16 protein-coding genes and 1 pseudogene are annotated in these 19,447 nt (G+C 72.8%); 3 read left to right on the forward strand and 14 right to left on the reverse strand.

All coding sequences use genetic code 11. The features are described 5' to 3' along the window. Positions 1-31: 31 nt before the first annotated feature. The 8 genes and pseudogenes from SLINC_RS09510 to infC form a co-directional block, all read right to left on the reverse strand. Positions 32-1,195, reverse strand: coding sequence for a PP2C family protein-serine/threonine phosphatase (locus SLINC_RS09510; RefSeq protein WP_079164468.1), 1,164 nt, complete (start codon positions 1,193-1,195; stop codon positions 32-34). Positions 1,196-1,365: 170 nt separating this feature from the next. Beyond that, positions 1,366-3,876, reverse strand: a complete 2,511-nt coding sequence (gene pheT, locus SLINC_RS09515; RefSeq protein ID WP_067429288.1) for a phenylalanine--tRNA ligase subunit beta — start codon at positions 3,874-3,876, stop codon at positions 1,366-1,368. Beyond that, complete coding sequence (gene pheS, locus SLINC_RS09520; protein ID WP_067429297.1) at positions 3,876-4,997, reverse strand: phenylalanine--tRNA ligase subunit alpha; 1,122 nt, start codon at positions 4,995-4,997, stop codon at positions 3,876-3,878. Before pheS ends, pheT begins: the two co-directional genes overlap by 1 nt. Positions 4,998-5,147: 150 nt before the next feature. After that, positions 5,148-6,284 (reverse strand): sensor histidine kinase, encoded by a 1,137-nt coding sequence (locus SLINC_RS09525; RefSeq protein WP_067429300.1) that lies wholly within the window; start codon positions 6,282-6,284, stop codon positions 5,148-5,150. 48 nt (positions 6,285-6,332) lie between these two features. Then, positions 6,333-7,181 carry a TrmH family RNA methyltransferase gene (locus SLINC_RS09530; RefSeq protein WP_067429303.1) on the reverse strand — a complete coding sequence of 283 codons (849 nt, stop codon included), beginning with the start codon at positions 7,179-7,181 and terminating at the stop codon, positions 6,333-6,335. A 96-nt stretch (positions 7,182-7,277) separates the two neighbouring features. Further along, a complete protein-coding gene (gene rplT / locus SLINC_RS09535; RefSeq protein ID WP_067429306.1) occupies positions 7,278-7,661 on the reverse strand; it encodes a 50S ribosomal protein L20 in 384 nt (127 codons plus the stop codon). A 101-nt stretch (positions 7,662-7,762) separates the two neighbouring features. Further along, positions 7,763-7,957: a 50S ribosomal protein L35 gene (gene rpmI / locus SLINC_RS09540; protein WP_003977225.1), complete on the reverse strand. Its 195-nt coding sequence runs from the start codon at positions 7,955-7,957 to the stop codon at positions 7,763-7,765. Positions 7,958-8,068: 111 nt separating this feature from the next. Continuing rightward, positions 8,069-8,771, reverse strand: a pseudogene (infC, locus tag SLINC_RS09545) (translation initiation factor IF-3). Positions 8,772-9,122: 351 nt separating this feature from the next. On the opposite strand from infC, the gene SLINC_RS09550 reads away from it, so the two are divergent. Beyond that, entirely contained in the window at positions 9,123-9,488 is a 366-nt protein-coding gene (locus tag SLINC_RS09550) for a DUF1844 domain-containing protein (RefSeq protein ID WP_067429312.1), read from the forward strand. A 27-nt stretch (positions 9,489-9,515) separates the two neighbouring features. On the opposite strand, the gene SLINC_RS09555 is transcribed toward SLINC_RS09550, so the two are convergent. After that, positions 9,516-10,247, reverse strand: a complete 732-nt coding sequence (locus SLINC_RS09555; RefSeq protein ID WP_067445179.1) for an SseB family protein — start codon at positions 10,245-10,247, stop codon at positions 9,516-9,518. Between the two features lie 149 nt (positions 10,248-10,396). Between SLINC_RS09555 and SLINC_RS09560 the strand changes: the two genes are divergently transcribed. Then, positions 10,397-11,362, forward strand: coding sequence for a serine hydrolase (locus SLINC_RS09560; protein ID WP_067429316.1), 966 nt, complete (start codon positions 10,397-10,399; stop codon positions 11,360-11,362). Between the two features lie 35 nt (positions 11,363-11,397). Here the strand turns inward: SLINC_RS09560 and mycP are convergent, their stop codons facing one another. Then, positions 11,398-12,606 carry a type VII secretion-associated serine protease mycosin gene (gene mycP / locus SLINC_RS09565; RefSeq protein ID WP_067429319.1) on the reverse strand — a complete coding sequence of 403 codons (1,209 nt, stop codon included), beginning with the start codon at positions 12,604-12,606 and terminating at the stop codon, positions 11,398-11,400. Further along, positions 12,603-14,846, reverse strand: a complete 2,244-nt coding sequence (locus SLINC_RS49255; protein ID WP_225988426.1) for a hypothetical protein — start codon at positions 14,844-14,846, stop codon at positions 12,603-12,605. Before SLINC_RS49255 ends, mycP begins: the two co-directional genes overlap by 4 nt. Before the next feature lie 272 nt (positions 14,847-15,118). Here SLINC_RS49255 and SLINC_RS09575 point away from each other — a divergent pair, with 272 nt between their 5' ends. Further along, positions 15,119-16,321: an amino acid deaminase/aldolase gene (locus SLINC_RS09575; protein ID WP_067429322.1), complete on the forward strand. Its 1,203-nt coding sequence runs from the start codon at positions 15,119-15,121 to the stop codon at positions 16,319-16,321. Between the two features lie 4 nt (positions 16,322-16,325). Here SLINC_RS09575 and SLINC_RS09580 read toward each other — a convergent pair whose 3' ends face one another. The 3 genes from SLINC_RS09580 to SLINC_RS09590 are packed head-to-tail and all read right to left on the reverse strand — an operon-like array spanning position 16,326 to position 19,446. Then, positions 16,326-17,243, reverse strand: coding sequence for a DUF2510 domain-containing protein (locus tag SLINC_RS09580; RefSeq protein WP_067429325.1), 918 nt, complete (start codon positions 17,241-17,243; stop codon positions 16,326-16,328). Positions 17,244-17,290: 47 nt separating this feature from the next. Continuing rightward, positions 17,291-18,076, reverse strand: coding sequence for a 3-oxoacyl-ACP reductase (locus tag SLINC_RS09585; RefSeq protein ID WP_067429329.1), 786 nt, complete (start codon positions 18,074-18,076; stop codon positions 17,291-17,293). Further along, positions 18,073-19,446 (reverse strand): aldehyde dehydrogenase family protein, encoded by a 1,374-nt coding sequence (locus tag SLINC_RS09590; RefSeq protein ID WP_067429331.1) that lies wholly within the window; start codon positions 19,444-19,446, stop codon positions 18,073-18,075. The genes SLINC_RS09585 and SLINC_RS09590 overlap by 4 nt, the downstream gene beginning before the upstream one ends. Position 19,447 lies beyond the last annotated feature (1 nt).

A 19,447-nucleotide genomic window follows, 5' to 3' on the forward strand; every position in this document is an offset into this window, starting at 1 on the left:
GGCTTGGCGGTGCGGCCAATCGCCGTTGCGGTCAGAGGTGCGTTGTCGGCTGCGGGTGCGTTGTGGCTGGTCGCGCAGTTCCCCGCACCCCTGAGGTCTGCATGCCTGAACGGTCGTTGCGAAGTACCAGTAAGGCCACATCGTCGGACGGTTGTCCGCCCGTGTGACGTAAGAGGGCCGTGAAGACGCTGCCCAGGACTACCTGGGGGGCGGCCAGGGGGCGGTCATGGATCGCCTCGGCCAGGGCCTCGCGGAGGGAGAAGAATCGGCCACGGGTGTCGCGGGCGTCCTCGGCCCCGTCGGTGTGCAGGACGAGGGACTCGCCGGGCAGGAGGTGGCCGCACCGCACGGGCGGGAGTTCGCAGGGCAGCGGGAACGGGCCGAGGGGTGGCAGGGGGTCCGCGCGCGAGAGGGATTCGACGGCTGTGCCGCTCAGCAGATACGGCCACGGGTGACCGCAGTTGAGGGCGCGGACCCGGCCGTCGCGGCCGATCTCCAGCAGCAGGACGGTGACGAACTCCTCGGCGACCGGAGGACCTGGCTCCGCCCCGCCGGAGGGATGGTCGGCACGGGCCCGCTCCCGCAGATGCCGGGCCAGCGCGCGTTCCATCCGGCGCAGCACACAGCCGAGTTCGGGCTCGTCGTGCGCGGCCTCCCGGAAACTGCCGAGGACGGCGGCGGCCGTACCGATGGCGGAGATGCCGTGCCCGCGGACGTCGCCCATCACGACCCGTACGCCGTACTCGGTGGCCACGGCCTCGTACAGGTCCCCGCCGATCGTGGCGCCGCGGTCGGCGGAGAGCTGGGCCGCGGCGACGTGCAGGCCGTCGATGCGCGGGGGCAGAGGCCGCAGCAGCACGCTCTGGGCCACGCCCGCGACCCGGCGTGCTTGTCTCAGCTCCCGCAGCAGGGTGCGCCGGACATGCAGCACCAACCCCGTGCCGACGGCGAAGAAGACGGCACTGGTGACGGCACGCGCCCCGAGTCCGTTCTGCTGGGCCAGCGGGCAGACCAGCTTGTACGTGACGGCGACGGCGCCCCAGACGGTGGGCAGCCCGAGCGCGAGCGCACACCGCACCGGCCTGCGGCGCCCGGTGCGAACGGTACGGCGAGCGGCTCTGCGGAGCGCTTCCCGCAGGTCCCGCCGAACCGTCCGACGGCCCCTGGGGGCAACCCCAGCCTTGATGCGGATCATGCCGATGGCCCCCCATTTAGGCCCTGACAGCGCAATCGGACCGGCCTCGAAAGGCCGGTCCGATTCTGTCGACCAGATGGGCCGAATGGGCCAGATCACCAACAGAACTCACTCAATCGAGTGAGGTGACCCGGTTTGGGGGGTGTGAGGGCGCAGCGGCACGGTGGTGCTCAGCCGCGCAGCACGGCCCCCGTCCGCTCGCCCGCCAGCGCGACCGCCGCGTCCCGGGCCGCCGACGCCTCGTCGACGGTCAGCGTCCGGTCCGCGGCCCGGAACCGCAGCGCGTACGCCAGGGACTTCCTGCCCTCGCCGAGCTGCTCGTCGTTCTCGTACACGTCGAACAGCCGGATCGCCTCCAGCAGTTCACCGGCGCCTTCCCGCAACGCGGTCTCCACCTCGGCATGCGGGACCTCACGGGGGACGACCAGCGCCACGTCCTGTGTCGCCACGGGGAACGTGGAGATGCTCGGCGCCTGCGGGGTGTCGTCGCCGACACTCTCCAGCACGTCCAGGTTCAGCTCCATCGCGGACGTGCGCGCGGGCAGCCCGAGCGCCTTGAGCACGCGCGGGTGCAGTTCGCCGGCGTGGCCCACGACCGTCTCCGAGCCGTCGGACACGACCACGAACTCGGCGCACCGGCCCGGGTGCCACGGACCGTACTGCCCCTGGCGGACGACCAGTTCGGCACCGGCCTCCCGCGCGACGGCGCGCCCCGCCTCGACGGCGTCGGCCCATCCACCCGGACGGCCCGCGCCCCACCAGCCGGCCTGCTCACGCGAACCGGCGAGCACCACCGCGACATGCCGCGGCTGCTCCGGCAGCGCCGCGTTCAGCTCGGCGATCTCCTCGTCGGTCGGACGCCGGTCCACGGGCAGCGCGGCGGCGGCCCGCTGCTCGGCACGCGGCAGGAAGACCAGACCGGTCTCGAAGAGGGCCAGGTCGTGCGAACCCCGGCCGTCGTTGCGCCGCAGCGCGCCGAGCAGACCCGGCAGCAGCGAGGTCCGAAGGGCAGGCTCCTCGTCGTTGAGCGGGTTGGTCAGCTTCACGACCCGGCGGGCCGGGTCGTCGGCGGCGAGGCCGAGCTGGTCGAAGACCTGCTCGCTGACGAAGGGGTAGTTCGGCGCCTCGACGTATCCGGCACCGGCCAGCGCCCGCCCGACGCGGCGGTGCAGCCGCTGCCGGTGGGTCAGCCCACGGCCGGAGGGCGGCTTGGGCAGCGTGGAGGGCAGGTTCTCGTACCCCTCCAGCCGGATGACCTCCTCGGCCAGGTCGTTGATCTCCTGGAGGTCCGGACGCCAGGACGGCACGGTGACGATCAGCTCGTCCTGCCCGTAGACGTCGCAGCCGACCTCCTGAAGACGCCGTACGACGGTCTCGCGGCCGTACTCGACACCCGCGACCCGGTCCGGGTGGTCCGCCGCGACGGTGACGGTGTGCGGGGCGGACGGGGCGATGACCTCGGTGACGCCGGCCTCGGCGGTGCCGCCCGCGAGCAGCACCAGCAGATCGACCGTGCGCTGGGCGGCGGCGGACGCGGCCTGCGGGTCGACGCCGCGCTCGAAGCGCTTGGACGCCTCGGAGGACAGCTTGTGGCGGCGGGCCGTACGGGCGATGGAGACCGCGTTGAAGTGGGCGGCCTCGATCACGATGTCGGTGGTGCCTTCGGAGGACTCGTGGTCGGCGATCTCCGTGTTGGCGCCGCCCATCACACCCGCGAGGCCGATCGGACCGCGGTCGTCGGTGATGACGAGGTCCTCGGCGTGCAGCGTGCGCGTGGCTCCGTCGAGGGTGACGATCTTCTCACCCTCCTCGGCCCGGCGGACGCCGATGGTGCCCTGGACCAGCGAGCGGTCGTAGGCGTGCAGCGGCTGGCCGAGCTCCATCATCACGTAGTTGGTGACGTCGACGGCGAGCGAGATCGGGCGCATGCCGACCTTCTGGAGGCGACGCTGGAGCCAGATCGGGGAGCGGGCCTCGGGGCTCAGACCGCTGACGGTGCGGGCGGTGAAGCGGTCGCAGCCGAACGGGTCCGAGACCTGCACCGGGTAGCCGAAGGCGTTCGGGCCCGGGACGTCGAGGAGCGCCGGGTCGCGCAGCGGCAGGCCGTAGGCGATGGCGGTCTCGCGGGCGACACCGCGGATGGACAGGCAGTCGCCGCGGTTGGCGGTGACGGCGATGTCCAGGACCTCGTCGACGAGTTCCAGCAGCTCGATGGCGTCCTTGCCGACCTCGGTCTCCGGGGGCAGCACGATGATGCCGTGACTGCCGTCGTCGCCCATGCCCAGCTCGTCGCCGGAGCAGATCATGCCGTGGGACGTCTTGCCGTACGTCTTGCGGGCGGAGATCGAGAAGCCGCCGGGCAGCGTGGCGCCCGGGAGGACCACGACGACCTTGTCACCGACGGCGAAGTTGCGGGCGCCGCAGACGATCTCCTGCGGCTCGCCGGTGCCGTTGGCCTGGCCCACGTTGACCGTGCAGAAGCGGATCGGCTTCTTGAAGCCCTCCAGCTCCTCGATGGTCAGCACCTGGCCGACGACCAGCGGGCCCTTGAGGTCGGCACCGAGGTGCTCGACGGTCTCGACCTCAAGGCCCGCGGAAACGAGCTTGGCCTGCACGTCACGACCGGTTTCGGTGGCCGGCAGGTCGACGTACTCCCGCAGCCAGGAAAGCGGGACCCGCATCAGATCTCCATCCCGAACGGCCGGGTGAACCGGACGTCACCCTCGACCATGTCTCGCATGTCTTCGACGTTGTGGCGGAACATCAGCATCCGTTCGATGCCGAACCCGAAGGCGAATCCGCTGTACTTCTCCGGGTCGACGCCACAGGCGGTGAGCACCTTGGGATTGACCATCCCGCAGCCGCCCAGCTCGATCCAGCCCTCGGAGGAGCAGGTGCGGCAGGGCCGGTCGGGGTTGCCGACGGACTCGCCGCGGCAGACGTAGCAGACCATGTCCATCTCGGCGGACGGCTCGGTGAAGGGGAAGAAGTTCGGCCGCAGCCGGGTCTTCATGCCCTCGCCGAACAGGGCCTGGACCATGTGGTCCATCGTGCCCTTGAGGTCGGCCATGGTCAGGCCCTCGTCGACGGCCAGCAGCTCGACCTGGCGGAAGACCGGGGTGTGCGTGGCGTCCAGCTCGTCGGTGCGGTAGACGACGCCGGGGCAGATCACGTACACCGGCAGCTCGCGGTCGAGCAGGGAGCGGATCTGCACGGGCGAGGTGTGGGTGCGCAGCACGACACCGGACTCGGTACCGCCCTCGGGGCCCTGCACGAAGAACGTGTCCGCCTCACCGCGGGCCGGGTGGTCCGGGCCGATGTTGAGGGCGTCGAAGTTGAACCACTCGGCCTCGACCTGCGGGCCCTCGGCGACCTCGTAGCCCATGGCCACGAAGACGTCCTCGATGCGCTCCGACAGGGTGGTGAGCGGGTGGCGGGCGCCGGCCGGTACCCGGTCGTAGGGCAGCGTGACGTCCACCGCCTCCTCGACCAGCACCCGGGCGTCGCGCTCGGCCTCCAGCTCGCTCTGGCGGGCGGCGAGGGCCTTGTTCACCGCGCCCCGGGCCTGGCCGACCAGCTTGCCGGCCGAGGCCTTGGCCTGCGGGGGCAGGGCGCCGATCTCGCGGTTGGCGAGCGCCAGCGGGGAGGTGCCCCCGGTGTGGGCGACCTTGGCCTCCTGGAGCGCGTCGAGGGAGCTCGCTGCGGCGAAGGCGGCGAGCGCCTCCTGACGCATCCGCTCGATCTCTTCCGGTTTCAACGCCTCGACCTCGACAGGGTCGTACGACTTATTCGGTGCCGACATCTCTTCCCGTGCTTCCGATTGGCTGGCTGAAGGTCCCCGTCACCGACTCACGCAGAGGTCAGAGGGCCGTCCATGGGACACAAAGGTGCCAAAGGCCGAGTCTAACGGGGTGGAGGTACACGCATGCGCCCGCGGGCGCTCAGGCAGGTCTCAGGTGAGATAGGCCGGAGCGCTCACGGGCAACGTAAATCGGAACTCGGCGCCGCCGCCGGGGGCGCGGCCGACCGTGATGGTGCCGCCGTGGACCTCGACGATGCCCTTGACGATGTAGAGCCCGAGGCCGGTGCCGCCGCGCTTGCTGCCCCGCCAGAAGCGGGTGAAGACGCGGTTCATGGACTCCTCCGGGATGCCGGACCCCTCGTCGCTCACCGTGACCGACGTGCCGGTGTCCTCGCCCTCTCGGGGGGACGCCGTGGGCGTGACGTCAATCGTGACGGTTCCCTCGCCGTGCCGCACCGCATTTTCGAGCAGGTTGCTGAGCACCTGGTCGACCTTGTCGGGGTCGGCCCACAGGTCGGGCAGGGGCTGTTCGATGCGGAGCAGGAACCGGTCGGCGGGCAGTCCCGCGGCGACGTACGCCTGGATGTGGCGGCCCACGGCGGCGCCCATGTCGACGGGCTGGCGGCGCAGCTCCAGGCGCCCGGAGTCGATGCGGGAGATGTCCAGCAGCTCGGCGATGAGCCGGGTGACCCGGTCGGCGTCGGCGTCGACGGTCTCCAGCATCAGCCGCTTCTGGTCGTCGGTGAACCTCTCCCACTTGGCGAGGAGGGTGGCGGTGAAGCCCTTGACCGAGGTGAGCGGGGAGCGCAGTTCGTGGGCGACGGTGGCGATCAGCTCGGCGTGGCTGCGCTCGGTGCGGCGGCGGGCCTCGGTGTCGCGGAGGCCGACCACGACACGGCGGACGGGTCCGGTGGGCCGGGCGCGGACGTAGCGCGCCGTGACGAGGACTTCCCGGCCGCCGGGCAGGAGGAGGTTGCGCTCGGGCTGGCGGACCCGGATGGCGAGGCCGCCGTACGGGTCGGTCAGCTGCCACCAGCGGCGCCCCTCCAGGTCCTCTAACGGAAGGGCCTTCTCCAGCCGTTGTCCGAGGGCGTCCGCGGCCCGGACGGCGGTGATGCGCTCGGCGGCGGCGTTGAAGCAGATCACGTGGCCGTGCTCGTCGGCGACGACCAGGCCGTCGGGCAGCTGGTCGGGATCGAGGCCGAGCTCGGCGAGAGAGTCGGGGCCGGACGGCGCCGTGTGCGTCGCCTCCGGTGTTCCCGGTGCGCTGCTCGTGCCGACACTCATCCCCGTGCTCCACCTCTCCTACGGAGGGCCCCCGAGCTGGTCACCCTACTAGCTCTCGGTGACGGAACGGCACCCTCCGGAGGCGCGCTGTGCCCGGGCCGACGCATAGAGACATACGGCGGCCGCGGTGGCGAGGTTCAGGCTTTCGGCCTTCCCGTGGATCGGGACGCGCACCACGGCGTCCGCGAGCCCGCGGGTCTCCTCCGGGAGCCCCCACGCCTCGTTCCCGAAGACCCAGGCGGTCGGCCCGCCCATGGTGCCCCGGTCCAGTTCGTCGTCGAGGTCGTCGGACCCGGCGCCGTCGGCGGCGAGGATGCGGACACCGGCCCGCCTGAGCCCCTCGACGGCCTCCTCCACGGGTACGCCCACGGCGACCGGCAGATGGAACAGCGAACCCACCGAGGCCCGCACGGTCTTGGGGTTGTACAGATCGACGGACGCGTCCGTCAGCACGACGGCCTCGGCGCCGGCCGCGTCGGCGCACCGCAGCACGGTCCCGGCGTTCCCGGGGTCGCGGACGTTCGCGAGGACGGCGACGAGCTGCGGCCGGGCGGCGAGGATCTCCTCGAAGGGGGTGTCGAGGAACCGGCAGATCCCGACGAGTCCCTGCGGGGTGACGGTGGTCGAGATGTCGGCGATGACGTCGTCGGAGGCGAGGTGGACCCGGACCCCGACGGCACGGGCCTCACCGATGATGTCGGCGTAGCGGTCGGCGGCCTCGACGGTGGCGAACAGCTCGACGAGTGTGTCCTTGTGCCCCGCCGCTTCCCGCACGGCCTGCGGCCCCTCGGCGAGGAACAGCCGCTCCTTCCCCCGGAAGTTCCGCTTGGCGAGCCGCCGGGCGGCCGAGACGCGGGGGGAACGAGGGGAGATCGACTCGGGGGTGACGGGGGGCATGCTCTTCACCTTCGGAAGTGTTCAGGAAACAACGGACCCGCAGGCCGGGGAGCCTGCGGGTCCATACAGTCACGTCGGCCTAGAGCCGGCGCGGCGTCACGCAGCCTTGGGGGCGTTCACGTCCGCCGGCAGCGCCTTCTGCGCGACCTCGACCAGCGCGGCGAACGCGGTGGCGTCGTTGACGGCCAGCTCGGCCAGGATCTTGCGGTCGACCTCGATGTTCGCCGCGTTCAGACCCTGGATGAAGCGGTTGTACGTGATGCCGTTGGCGCGGGCAGCGGCGTTGATGCGCTGGATCCACAGCCGGCGGAAGTCACCCTTGCGCTTCTTGCGGTCGTTGTAGTTGTAGACCAGCGAGTGGGTGACCTGCTCCTTGGCCTTGCGGTACAGGCGCGAACGCTGACCGCGGTAGCCGGAGGCCTGCTCGAGGATCGCCCGGCGCTTCTTGTGGGCGTTGACTGCCCGCTTGACGCGTGCCACTTGTTAACTCCTTGTAGCGGGGCCGTGGTGGGACTCACACGGCCCGGATTCGATGGGGTCCCGGTCCTGACGTACGGCGCTCAAGCGAAGCGCCGGGTACGTCACTTGCCGAGAAGCTTCTTGATCTTCGCGGCGTCGCCCGGGGCCATCTCGGCGTTGCCGGTGAGGCGACGCGTCACGCGGGACGACTTGTGCTCGAGCAGGTGGCGCTTGCCGGCGCGCTCACGGAGCACCTTGCCGGAGCCGGTGATCTTGAAGCGCTTGCTGGCACCGCTGTGCGACTTGTTCTTCGGCATAGCGCCGTTCTCTCCTCGTCGGTGGCGCTCCGGTGCCCGGTCACGAAAACCGGGCACGGTGGAGCGTCGCTCTTGTATCGGTTACATCCTGGGGACTCGCGTCCCCCGGGATCACGCTTCGGCGGACGCCTCGGCCGGAGCCTCGGCGATCTCCTCGGCGGTCTCGTCGACCTCGTCGCTCTCGGTCTCCGCGGCGTTCTGCGACTTGCCGGGGTTGGCCTTCGCTTCCGCCTTGCGGGCTTCCTGCGCCTGGCGGGCCTCGGCCATCGCCTCGGTCTTCTTCTTGTGCGGACCGAGAACCATGATCATGTTTCGGCCGTCCTGCTTCGGGTTCGACTCCACGAACCCGAGGTCGGCCACATCCTCCGCGAGACGCTGCAGCAGTCGGTAGCCGAGTTCCGGCCTGGACTGCTCGCGACCACGGAACATGATCGTGATCTTGACCTTGTCGCCCTGCTTGAGGAACCGAACGACGTGACCCTTCTTGGTGTCATAGTCGTGCGGGTCGATCTTCGGCCGGAGCTTCATCTCCTTGATGACCGTGTGCGCCTGGTTCTTGCGCGCCTCACGGGCCTTCATGGCCGACTCGTACTTGAACTTCCCGTAGTCCATGAGCTTGCACACAGGCGGACGGGCGGTTGCCGCCACCTCGACCAGGTCCAGGTCGTACTCCTGCGCAAGCTCCAGTGCCTTGGCCAGGGGGACGATGCCCACCTGCTCGCCACTGGGACCGACAAGTCGCACCTCTGGAACGCGAATCCGGTCGTTGATGCGGGGCTCGGCGCTGATGGATCCTCCTCGGTTAGCACCACACAACCGTCTGGCGGACGGCCGCGTATGTCTTTGTTCGACAGACCTAACCGCGCCGAAGCACAAAAAATGCCCCGGACGATCACAGGCGGGGCTCCAAGCACTACCGGAGCACCGCCGCGATGATCGCGGGGCGCGCTTTCGGGCGACTCCATCGTCCGTACGGAACGATGGTGACCGCCTGACCGGGGTGACCCGCCGTCCCGGGGGACGGTCAGGTGGGAGATCGGAGCCTCCACTTGTAGGCCGGACGCATCGGTTCTTCTCATGACGTATCCAGCCGGTCGTCACACAAGGTTAGCAGCAACCCGGGGGTGGTGCGAACCGGCGTGCACCGGGCCCTATCGTGTGGGACATGAGTGACACCCCTCCCGCGTCTCCCGATTCCCCCGACTTCGACGCGATGACCCGCGACATCGCCGAGGTCCCCGCCGTCGAGGTCATCGTGACGGTCGCCGTCAACCTGATGAGCGCCGCCGCCGTGAAGCTCGGCCTGACGGAGGAGGGTGACACGTACAAGGACCTGGACGAGGCCCGCAAGCTGATCCACGCCCTCGCCGGTCTGCTGGACGGCAGCGCGACGGAGATCAGCTCCTTCCACGCGGCCCCGCTGCGCGACGGCCTGAAGTCCCTCCAGCTGGCCTTCCGCGAGGCCTCCCTCGTCCCGGACGAGCCGGGCCAGGGACCGGGAGAGAAGTACACCGGCGCGATCTACGGCTAGAACCCCAGGTCTCTCGCACGCGCGAGGTCATCCCCGTACGTACAAGGGCTCGCCCGGAGGCGTCGCCCCGGCCGGCAGGAGTGCCAGGTCGAGGCCGCGCACCAGGCGGGCCCTCAGTGTCTCGTCGGCGGCGAGGCGGCCCGCGACCGCCCGCGCGGCCTCGGCGGGGGCCGCGGAGGGATCCAGGACGAGGGCCAGGGTGCCGTCGGCCTGTCCGGGGCCGAGGTGGGCGCGCAGGACGGCGGGCTCGGCGGCCACGGCGTCCCGTACGGCGCCGATCACGGCCGGGTCGGCGAGCGGGTCGGCCGTCGCGCGGCCCTCGGCGAGCGCGAGCAGCGCGGGGCCCGTCAGCTCGTAGGGGACCGGCCCGGCCAGATCGAGCACGATCGTGTCCGCCTTCTCGTGCGCGGCGGCCTGAAGTGCCTGGTGCAGGGGTACGGCGACGGGGCGGGCCGCCGGGTCCCAGCGGGCGAGGGAGTCGGTGGAGGTGAAGGCGGGCAGGGCGGTGCGGTGTCCGGCCTTCAGGGTGGGGACGGCCATGTCGCTGGTCTTCTCGCGGCGCAGCCCGTTCTCGTCCTCCTCGACCTCGCCCAGCACGGCCACGACGGGGACGAGCAGCCGGGCGCCCTTGAGCGCGTCCAGGACGGGGCCCTCGGCGCCGCGGTCCTCGGCCCAGGCCGCGAGCGCCGCGCTCAGCCGGGGATCGGCCGAGCCGTCGTCGTCGGAGAAGCCGGAGTCGGGAATGTTCTTGTTCGCCACGGTCACCGACCCTATCGAGGGCTTGCTGCTGGGCTTGTGCGGGCCCGGAAACCGGCCCGTGACAGCTTTCACGGGTTTCTCAGAGTTCGCTGACACAGCTCTAACGTCCGCCTAACGGGCCGCACAGTCGGCGGCCCGACCATCGCGGGATGGAGTCTTCCAGAGCTGCCCGACGCCGCCCCCTGGTGTACACCGCCCTCGCCTTGGTCGCCGTCGTGGGCGCCACCGCCACGGGGACGGTCTATGTGAAGGCGCAGGCGCACTCCGGCGGAAGCGTCCCCGTATCCTCGGCGGCGACCGCCCCGACCGAGGAGGCCGGGAAGACCGGGGAGATCGGGGAGACCGGGGAGGCATCCGTGGAGCCCGTGGCCGAGCCGACGGTGGATCTCGACGCGCTGCTGGCGGACGCCATGGACGCCGTGCCGGTGCCGGACGGGGCCGAGGTGTCGGTGGCGGTGCTCGACCTGGACTCCGGGACGAGCGCCGGGTACGGGGACGGCGCCTTCGACACGGCGAGCATCGTCAAGGTCGACATCCTGGCGGCGCTGCTGCTCCGGGCGCAGGACGCGGGCACGCATCTCACCGCGCGGGAGAAGGCGTACGCCACCGCGATGATCGAGAACAGCGACAACGCCTCCGCGTCGGCCCTGTGGCGGGACATCGGGCGGGCGGCCGGGCTCGACGCCGCGAACGAACGGTTCGGGCTCACCGGGACGGCGGGCGGCGACGGGGAGCTGTGGGGGCTGACCCAGACCACGGCGGCCGATCAACTGGCCCTTCTCCGGCAGGTGTTCGGGGACGGCACGGAACTGAGTGAGGCGTCCCGGTCGTATCTCCAGGACCTGATGGGCCGGATAGCCGCCGGTCAGGACTGGGGGGTGTCGGCCGCGGCCGACGGTTCCGGGTGGGCCCTGAAGAACGGCTGGCTGCCGCGCAGTACGACCGGGCTGTGGGACATCAACAGCATCGGGCGGGTGACGGTGGACGGGAAGGACTGCCTGGTCGCCGTGGTGTCGAAGGGCAACGCGACGCAGCCGGAGGGGATCTCGCTGGTCGAGGCGGCGGCTCGGGCGGCGGTGTCGGTGTTCACGGGCGACGGGGCGCCGGCGCGGTAGCGGCCGGAGCCGTCGTGGGAGCCGCCGTACCGCGGCTAGAAACCGTCGTAGGAGTCGTGGCTCTCAGGGCGGTGCGGGGTGCGGCGGCCGCGCCAAAGGACCACCGCGGCGACCAGGAGCAGGCCGCCGGCGCCGCCCGCGAGGGGGGCCGCCCAGTCGGCGGTGTTGTCCTCGGTGTCGGGGGCGTCGGGGCCGGGGCCGAAGTACTTGTCGCCGTAGGAGGCGGCCTGGAGGCCCTCCGGCTTGAGGCGGGCGGCCGCGGTGAGGGCGGCCGCCGGGTCGATGAAGCCGAAGCCGCGGGAGTCGTCGCGGCCGCCGGAGGGGGCGTTGCGGGCCGTGTCCTCCAGGAGCTTCTTGATCTGCGCGGGTGTCAGGTCCGGGTGCGCGGCCTTCAGGAGCGCGACGGCGCCGGAGACGAAGGCTGCGGCGGCGCTGGTGCCCCAGCCCTCGTAGTACTTGTGGTCGGGGTCGGCGATGACGACGTCGACGCCGGGGGCGCTGACGGTGGCGTACCAGCGGCGGGTGGAGAAGGAGGCGCGGGTGCCGAACTTGTCGACGGCGGTCGCGGCGATGACGCCCGGGTAGGCGGCCGGGTAGGAGATGTGGTCGCCCTTCTCGCCGCCGTTGCCGGCCGAGGCGACGACGACGGCGCCCTTCCTGAGGGCGTACTGGACGGCCTCGTCCTCGCCGGGCTCGGGGTGCGCGGAGGCGGAGTCGTCGCCGAGGGAGAGGTTGATGACGTCGGCGCCGTGGTCGGCGGCCCAGCGGATGCCCTGCGCGAGGGCGTTGCCGCGGGTGCTGCGGGCTTTGGCGCGTGAGGGGTCGCCGTCCTCCAGGATGACGCGGACGGGGAGGATCTTGGCCTCGGGGGCGATGCCCATGACGCCGTCGCCGTCCCCCACCCCGTGTCCGTGGCCCGCGATGATGCCGGCCATGGCGGTGCCGTGGCGGGCCCAGGGGCGGTCGCCCTCCGTCGCGCCGAAGCCGATCATGTCCTTGCCGGTGAGGACGTTGCCTTCGAGGTCGGGGTGGTCGGCCTCGACTCCGGTGTCCAGGACGGCGACGGTGACGCCCGCGCCCTTGGTGGTGCGCCAGGCCTCCTGGGTGTGCATGGCCTCCAGCGCCCACTGCTTGGCGCGTATGGCGTCGGCGTGCGCGGTGGTGGGCGGCACGAGGGCGACCGAGGCGGCGAGGAGGACGCTCAGGAGGCCGGCCCTGCGGGCGGTGCGGCGCGCGCTGCTCATGAGGTGTTCTCCGGGGGCGAGCTGACGGTCTTGCGCAGTCCGCGTTCGACGCGGTCGGCGAGTCCCTGGGCCTCGTTGCCGAGGCCGGCCTGGGCGGGGGCGGTGGTGGTGCCGGAGCTCATGGCCTCGGCGGCGGGCTCCGGGGTGTCGACGGTACGGCCGTCCGCCCAGCCGGAGACGGCGTAGACGACGACGGGGGCGTCGGTGAGGACGGAGACGGTCCAGGAGGCGCGCTGGTCGAGGCCGAAGTCGGAGGCGACGGTGCCCTTGGCGGCGTACGGCCGGGGCATGAGGTCGGTGCGGTCGGCGTAGCCCCCGTCCTTGAACCGTTTCGCCAGGGCGGTCATGGTGGCGGGGTCGCCCTTGGTGAACAGCAGACCGACGGTGGTGACGTAGCTCTGGGTGGCGTCGGTGTAGGTGGCGCGCAGCAAACGCTGACACCCGGCCGGGTCGAGGGCCGTGCGCAGCAGTGGGTCGAACGCGTTCTCGCAGCCACCGTCCGGGGCTACGGCGATCCGCGTCCACGTCCGGTCGGCGCCACCGGGTCCGGCGCCCCGGCCCTCCACGGTCCGCGGGAACAGTTCGTCCACCGGCACGCTGTGCCACAGCCCGGCGGCCGTGGCGAAGCTGTCCCGCGCGCCCGGCTCCCCCGGCTCGCCGATCAGCCAACTCCCCGTCACCGCGCCGCCGATGAGTCCCAGCCCGAGCACGACACACGCGGCCGCGCCGGCGACCCGCGGTCCGAACCACACCCCGAACGGACGCGACCCGACCCCCTCGTCGTACACCTCCGGCTCCCCGAAGGACACGACAGGCCGCCCCGCCCCGGGAACCCCGCCCGGCGCCATCGGAGCACTCCAGGACAGCGCGGGGTCCGGAAAGACGGCCGCGGAGTCCGCACCGGGAGCGCGGCGCGGAGGCGCGGCGGGCGCCTGGGGCACCCGCCCACCGTCCGAGACCCGCCCGGAGCCGCTCTGCGGCTCACCCGCGGGTCGCGGCGGAAAGTCGGGCCGCGCCGGCGCGGCCGAGGTCCCCGGCCGGACACCGGCCTGCGCATCGGCCCAGTCGGCGCGGGGGCTGGACGGGGCCTCCGCTGCACCGGACTGCGACGGCGGCCCGGCCGCACCGGGACGGCGGCCCGGCTGGACATCCGGACGGCCGTCGGCCGGCGAGTCAGGGGCGGCAGAGCCAGGACGTCGACCGGACGGCGCATCCGCACGAGCACCGGACTGCGGAGCGGCCACACCCGAACCGGGACCCCACCCGGCGGACGTGGACTCCGGGCGGATGTCGGACCGGGATGCGCGGGCGGCCTCTGGGCCGGAAGCGGCGGGGCCGGGGCGTCGACCGGGCTGCGACGGAGGCGTGGTCGCGCCGGGGCGGTGGCCGGGCCGGGTGTCCGGAGTGGAGGGGCCGGAGCTCTCGCGGCTGTTCGGGTCCGCGGAGGAGGTGGAGCGGATCGGTCGGAGGCGGAACGTGGTCTCCGACGCGGTCTCGTCGGGGGCGGAGCCACGACGGGTCGGCGCCGTCGGCCGCTGGTTCGGGCGGGGCGGTATGGGCGACGGCGGGTCCCCGGCGTCGGCCAGGGGCGGCAGGGGGCCGGCTGTGCCGGGACGCCGGGTGCCCGGCTGCGAGGACAGCGACGGCTGCGAGGTCTCGGGACGCCGCTCGTGCGGCGGGGCGCTCGGTGGCGGGGGCATGCGGGTCGGCGCGGTGGAGTCGGTGGTCGGCTGGGCCGACGCACGGTCAGGTGTACGGCCCGGCGCCGTCGGGGCGCTCGACCCGGACGAGCCGGTGTTCGCCTGCGGGGACCGGCCCGCGCTCGGGGTGTCGCCGGACGCGGGCGGGGTGTCCGGGAAGCGGGCGGACGGCATGGGCGGAGGCGGGGGCGCGCTGTTCCCGGCGTACGGAGCACGCACGCGCGGGAAGCGGGGCCCACTGCCCTGTGTGGCCGACGTACGGTCCGATCCGTCGGCCTCGGCGGCACGGCGCAGCCGGAATCCGTCGCCCGGCACGATGCCCCGGGCGGCCCCGGAGCCCGTCTGCCGACCGCCCGGGCCGCTCTCCGCATCGCCCCGGCCGGTCGGCATGGCGGCGGCGCCGTTCTGCCTGTCGTCCCAGGTCCCCGACGCGGAGCCCGTCCGCGCGCTGTCCCCGTGGGTGCCGGAGGCCTCGGCGGCGGAGGACGGCGGGTGCGGTGGCTGTGGGGGAACGGGGGCGTGGCGCGCTTCCGTGCTCACTGCTCCCCCGTTTCCTCGTGCCCGGGCCGTCGTCGTACACGGGCCGCTGTCGTTCTCGACCGGCCCGGCGCGGACTCAGCCGTTCCGGGCACGCATACCCGCAGCGGCGGACCGGCATCCCAGGGCCGAACAAGCGACCGGGATCGATCCTCCGTGCGTGCGCGTCACTCTACGGCTTGTCAGGGGCCGAACGGGAACCAGTCCACGAGCCCGGGGCATCTGCCCGGATCGTCCCCCTACCCTGCGGTAATCCTGTCTGGCAGGCTGCGTTCATGACTGCGCGCGCCGCCGACCGGGCCCGTTACGACCGGGCCACCGCCCATCTCGACGCCCCCCTCGCGATCGTGGACCTGGACGCCTTCGACGCCAACGCGGACGATCTCGTCCGCCGGGCGGCGGGCAAGCCGATCCGTGTCGCCAGCAAGTCCGTGCGCTGCCGAGCCCTGCTCGAACGCGTCCTCGGCAAGGAGGGCTTCGCGGGCATCATGTCCTTCACCCTCGCCGAGTCCCTGTGGCTGGCCCGGAGCGGTTTCGAGGACGTCCTCCTCGCCTACCCCTCCGCCGACCGCGCCGGATACGCCGAACTCGCCGCCGATCCCAAGCTCGCCGCCGCCGTCACCGTGATGGTCGACGACCCGGCACAGCTCGCCTTCATCGACGCGGCCCGCGGCGGCGGACGGGAAGTCGTCCGCGTCTGCCTGGAGTTGGACACCTCACTGAAGCTGCTCGGCGGGCGGGTACGGGTCGGAGCCCGCCGCTCGCCGCTGCACTCCCCCGCCCAGGTCGCGGACATGGCCCGGGCGGTGGCCCGGCGGCCCGGGTTCGAAGTCGTCGGGATCATGGCGTACGAGGGACACATCGCGGGTGTCGGCGACGCCGTCGCCGGCCGGCCGCTGCGGTCGCGGGCGGTACGGCTGATGCAGGCCACCGCCCGCCGTGAACTGACCGAGCGGCGCGCCGAGGTGGTGCGCGCGGTCCGGGCCGTGGTGCCGGACCTGGAGTTCGTCAACGGCGGCGGGACCGGCAGTGTGCAGCACACCGCCGCGGAGGACGCGGTCACCGAGATCGGCGCCGGCTCGGGGCTGTACGTGCCGCGGCTGTTCGACAACTACACGTCGTTCAGCGGGCGTCCGGCCGCGCTCTTCGCCCAGCCCGTCGTACGGCGGCCGGGTGTCGGGGTCGTGACCGTCCTCGGCGGTGGCTACCCCGCCTCGGGGGCGCCCGGCCGGGACCGGCTGCCGGTGCCGCATCTGCCGGAGGGGCTGAAGTACGACCCTCAGGAGGGGCCCGGCGAGGTGCAGACGCCGCTGATCGGCCCTCCCGCCGACGACCTGCTGCTCGGCGACAAGGTGTGGTTCCGGCACGCCAAGGCCGGTGAGCTGTGCGAGCGGTTCGACACGCTGCACCTGATCGAGGGCGACGCGGTGACGGCGACCGTCCCGACCTACCGGGGCGAGGGCCACACCTTCCTGTGACCGGTCAGCTCGGCGGGCCGAGGCTGCTGCCCACGCCGCCTCCGGTGGCGGCGTCGCCGAGCGACCGTATGCCCTTGGTGATCCGGTCCATGTCGGCGAGTGGCGGTCCGTCGGGCCCCGCGTCGAAGACGAACCGTACGACGACCGGCGACTCACTGCCCACGCTGGACGGGAAGACCAGCGACTGCACATAACCGCCGGGGCCCTTGGCGGTCTTGACGCGCCAGCGGACGAGGTACCCGGCGCGGCCCGCCACCGCGACCGGCCCGGACTTGACGCTCCGGTGGGACTCGACACCGCCGTAGGGGCGCCGGCGCAGGAGGTCGCGGTCGTAGGCGGCGTCCGCCGCGTCCGGGATGTCCGCCTTGGCGAGGGCCTCGGGGGACTTCTCGTCGTTCGAGGTCACGGTGCGGGAGAAGACGAGGCCGTGCCGGCAGGTGCCGACGCCGGACGGGCAGGGGTAGGTCCCGTCGTCGGTGGTCATGACGACGTTCTCCTCGGCGACGTTCTTCGGTCTGGCCCAGCCGTCGAGGAGCGGGAAGGTGATGCCGTTGAGCTCGTCGGTGACGACGGCCGGGTCGTCGGCGGAGGGCTCGGAGGGGGTCGGCGTGGCGGTGGTCGGCGTGGGCGAGGGGGTGTCGCTCGGCGCGAAGGTGGGGGTGATCGTGGGCGCGGTGTTCACGTCCGCGCCGCCGTCGTCGCCCCCGCCGAGCGCGAACGCCCCGGTCACTATCGCGGCGACCAGCACGGTCGCGGCGGTGCCCAGGGCGACGGCCTTGGCCCGCCCGGAGGGTCCGGCGGCGGGCTGCGGCGGCCCCGGGACCTCCGGGGCGCGCCGGTGGTCGGTCCACGCGGTCCCGTCCCACCAGCGCTCCAGGTGCGGAGCCGAGGGGTCCGGGTACCAGCCGGGCGGTGGCGTCATGCTCATCCCGGCACTGTAGGCCGACGGGCCCGGGGGCGGGGCGGGGCCTACAGGGGTGTGACGTACGCCCCCGAGATCCCGCCGTCGACGAGGAAGTCGGTGGCGTTCACGAAGGAGGAGTCGTCGCTGGCCAGGAAGGCGACCGCGGCGGCGATCTCGTCGGCCTCGGCGAACCGGCCGACCGGGATGTGGACCAGGCGGCGGGCGGCCCGCTCCGGGTCCTTCGCGAACAGCTCCTGGAGCAGGGGGGTGTTGACCGGTCCCGGGCAGAGCGCGTTGACGCGGATGCCCTCCCGCGCGAACTGCACGCCGAGCTCCCGGGACATGGCCAGAACGCCGCCCTTGGAGGCGGTGTACGAGATCTGGGAGGTGGCGGCGCCCATCCGTGCCACGAAGGACGCCGTGTTGATGATGGAGCCCCTGCCCTGGCGCCGCATGTAGGGGATGGCGGCCTTGCAGCACAGGTAGACGGAGGTGAGGTTGACCTCCTGGACGCGCTTCCATGCCTCCAGTCCGGTCTCCAGGATGGAGTCGTCGTCGGGCGGGGAGATGCCCGCGTTGTTGAAGGCGATGTCGACGCTGCCGTAGGTGTCGTGGGCCGTCTTGAAGAGGGCCTCGACCTGCTCGGGGTCGGTGACGTCGACCTTCACGAAGATCCCGCCGACCTCGTCGGCTGCGGCCTTGCCGCGGGTCTCGTCGACGTCGCCGCAGACGACGTGCGCGCCCTCGGAGGCGAGCCGGCGCGCGGTGGCCAGGCCGATGCCGCTGCCGGCGCCGGTGATGACGGCGGTGCGGCCGACGAGGCGGCGGCAGATGCTTTCCTGAGCGGTCACTGTGCGGGGCCCTCCGTGCTGATGAAGACGTTCTTGGTTTCGGTGAAGGCGGCCAGGGCCTCGGGGCCGAGCTCGCGGCCGACGCCCGACTGCTTGTAGCCGCCGAACGGGGTCCAGTAGCGGACGCTGGAGTGGGAGTTGACGGACAGGTTGCCGGCGCGGACGGCCTGGGAGACGCGCAGGGCGCGGCCGACGTCGCGGGTCCAGATGGAGCCGGAGAGGCCGTACGGCGTGTCGTTGGCGAGCCGGATCGCGTCGGCCTCGTCGGTGAAGGGCAGCAGGACGGCGACCGGGCCGAAGATCTCCTCGCGGGCGGCCTCGGAGTCGGGAGCCTCGCCGGTGAGCACGGTCGGCGGGAACCAGAAGCCGGGCCCCTCGGGTGCGCTGCCGCGCAGGGCCGGGGCGTCCTCGGGCACGAAGCCCCGGACGCGGTCGAGCTGCTGCCGGGAGATGAGCGGGCCCATCCGGGTCTTCTCGTCGGCCGGGTCGCCCACCACCACGGCGGCCAGCGTCTCGGCGAGCAGCTCGCGGACCTCGTCGTAGACCTGCTCCTGGACCAGGATGCGGGTGCGGGCGCAGCAGTCCTGGCCGGAGTTGTCCAGGAAGGAGAAGGGGTCGACGGCGGCCTTCAGGTCGGAGTCGGCGAAGACGATGTTCGGGCTCTTGCCGCCCAGTTCGAGGGTGACCGGCTTGATCTGCTCGGCGCCGAGCGCCGCGATCCGCCGACCGGTCCCGGTGGAGCCGGTGAAGACGATCTTGGCGACCCCGGGGTGGCGTACGAGCGCGTCGCCGGTGATGTCGCCGTGTCCGGGCAGGACCTGGAAGAGGTGCTCCGGGAGGCCGGCCTCCAGGGCGAGTTCGGCCAGGCGCAGCGCGGTGAGCGGGGTGGTCTCGGCGGGCTTGAGGATGACGGCGTTGCCGGCCGCGAGGGCGGGGGCGGTGCCCCAGGCTGCGATCGGCATGGGGAAGTTCCAGGGCGCGATCACTCCGACGACGCCGAGCGGTTCGAGGATCGTGACGTCGAGGCCGCCGGACACCGGGATCTGGCGGCCGGTGAGCCGCTCCACCCCCCCGGCCGCGTAGTCCAGCAGGTCGCGGACGTTGCCGGCCTCCCAGCGGGCGTTGCCGATGAGGTGGCCGGCCTCGCGGACCTCCAGGCGGGCCAGTTCTTCCAGGTGCTCGTCGACGGTGGCGGCGAAGCGGCGCAGGAGCCGGGCGCGGTCGCCGGGGGCGAGGGCGGCCCAGATCCGCTGGGCCCTGGCGGCGTGGATGACGGCCGCGTCGACGTCGGCCGGACTCGCCCCGGCGACGGCGGCGACGACCTCCTCGGTCGCGGGGTTCAGTACTTCCAGAAGGTGCTCGGAAGACAAG

This window comes from Streptomyces lincolnensis (genome assembly GCF_001685355.1).
GTDB lineage: Bacteria > Actinomycetota > Actinomycetes > Streptomycetales > Streptomycetaceae > Streptomyces > Streptomyces lincolnensis.

What these genes read in the sequence shown, in the direction of transcription:
- SLINC_RS09510 (WP_079164468.1), bottom strand. Translation starts at nt 1,195, where the DNA reads ATGATCCGCATCAAGGCTGGGGTTGCCCCCAGGGGCCGTCGGACGGTT.
- pheT (WP_067429288.1), bottom strand. Translation starts at nt 3,876, where the DNA reads ATGCGGGTCCCGCTTTCCTGGCTGCGGGAGTACGTCGACCTGCCGGCC.
- pheS (WP_067429297.1), bottom strand. Translation starts at nt 4,997, where the DNA reads ATGTCGGCACCGAATAAGTCGTACGACCCTGTCGAGGTCGAGGCGTTG.
- SLINC_RS09525 (WP_067429300.1), bottom strand. Translation starts at nt 6,284, where the DNA reads ATGAGTGTCGGCACGAGCAGCGCACCGGGAACACCGGAGGCGACGCAC.
- SLINC_RS09530 (WP_067429303.1), bottom strand. Translation starts at nt 7,181, where the DNA reads ATGCCCCCCGTCACCCCCGAGTCGATCTCCCCTCGTTCCCCCCGCGTC.
- rpmI (WP_003977225.1), bottom strand. Translation starts at nt 7,957, where the DNA reads ATGCCGAAGAACAAGTCGCACAGCGGTGCCAGCAAGCGCTTCAAGATC.
- SLINC_RS09550 (WP_067429312.1), top strand. Translation starts at nt 9,123, where the DNA reads ATGAGTGACACCCCTCCCGCGTCTCCCGATTCCCCCGACTTCGACGCG.
- SLINC_RS09560 (WP_067429316.1), top strand. Translation starts at nt 10,397, where the DNA reads ATGGAGTCTTCCAGAGCTGCCCGACGCCGCCCCCTGGTGTACACCGCC.
- mycP (WP_067429319.1), bottom strand. Translation starts at nt 12,606, where the DNA reads ATGAGCAGCGCGCGCCGCACCGCCCGCAGGGCCGGCCTCCTGAGCGTC.
- SLINC_RS09575 (WP_067429322.1), top strand. Translation starts at nt 15,119, where the DNA reads ATGACTGCGCGCGCCGCCGACCGGGCCCGTTACGACCGGGCCACCGCC.
- SLINC_RS09580 (WP_067429325.1), bottom strand. Translation starts at nt 17,243, where the DNA reads ATGACGCCACCGCCCGGCTGGTACCCGGACCCCTCGGCTCCGCACCTG.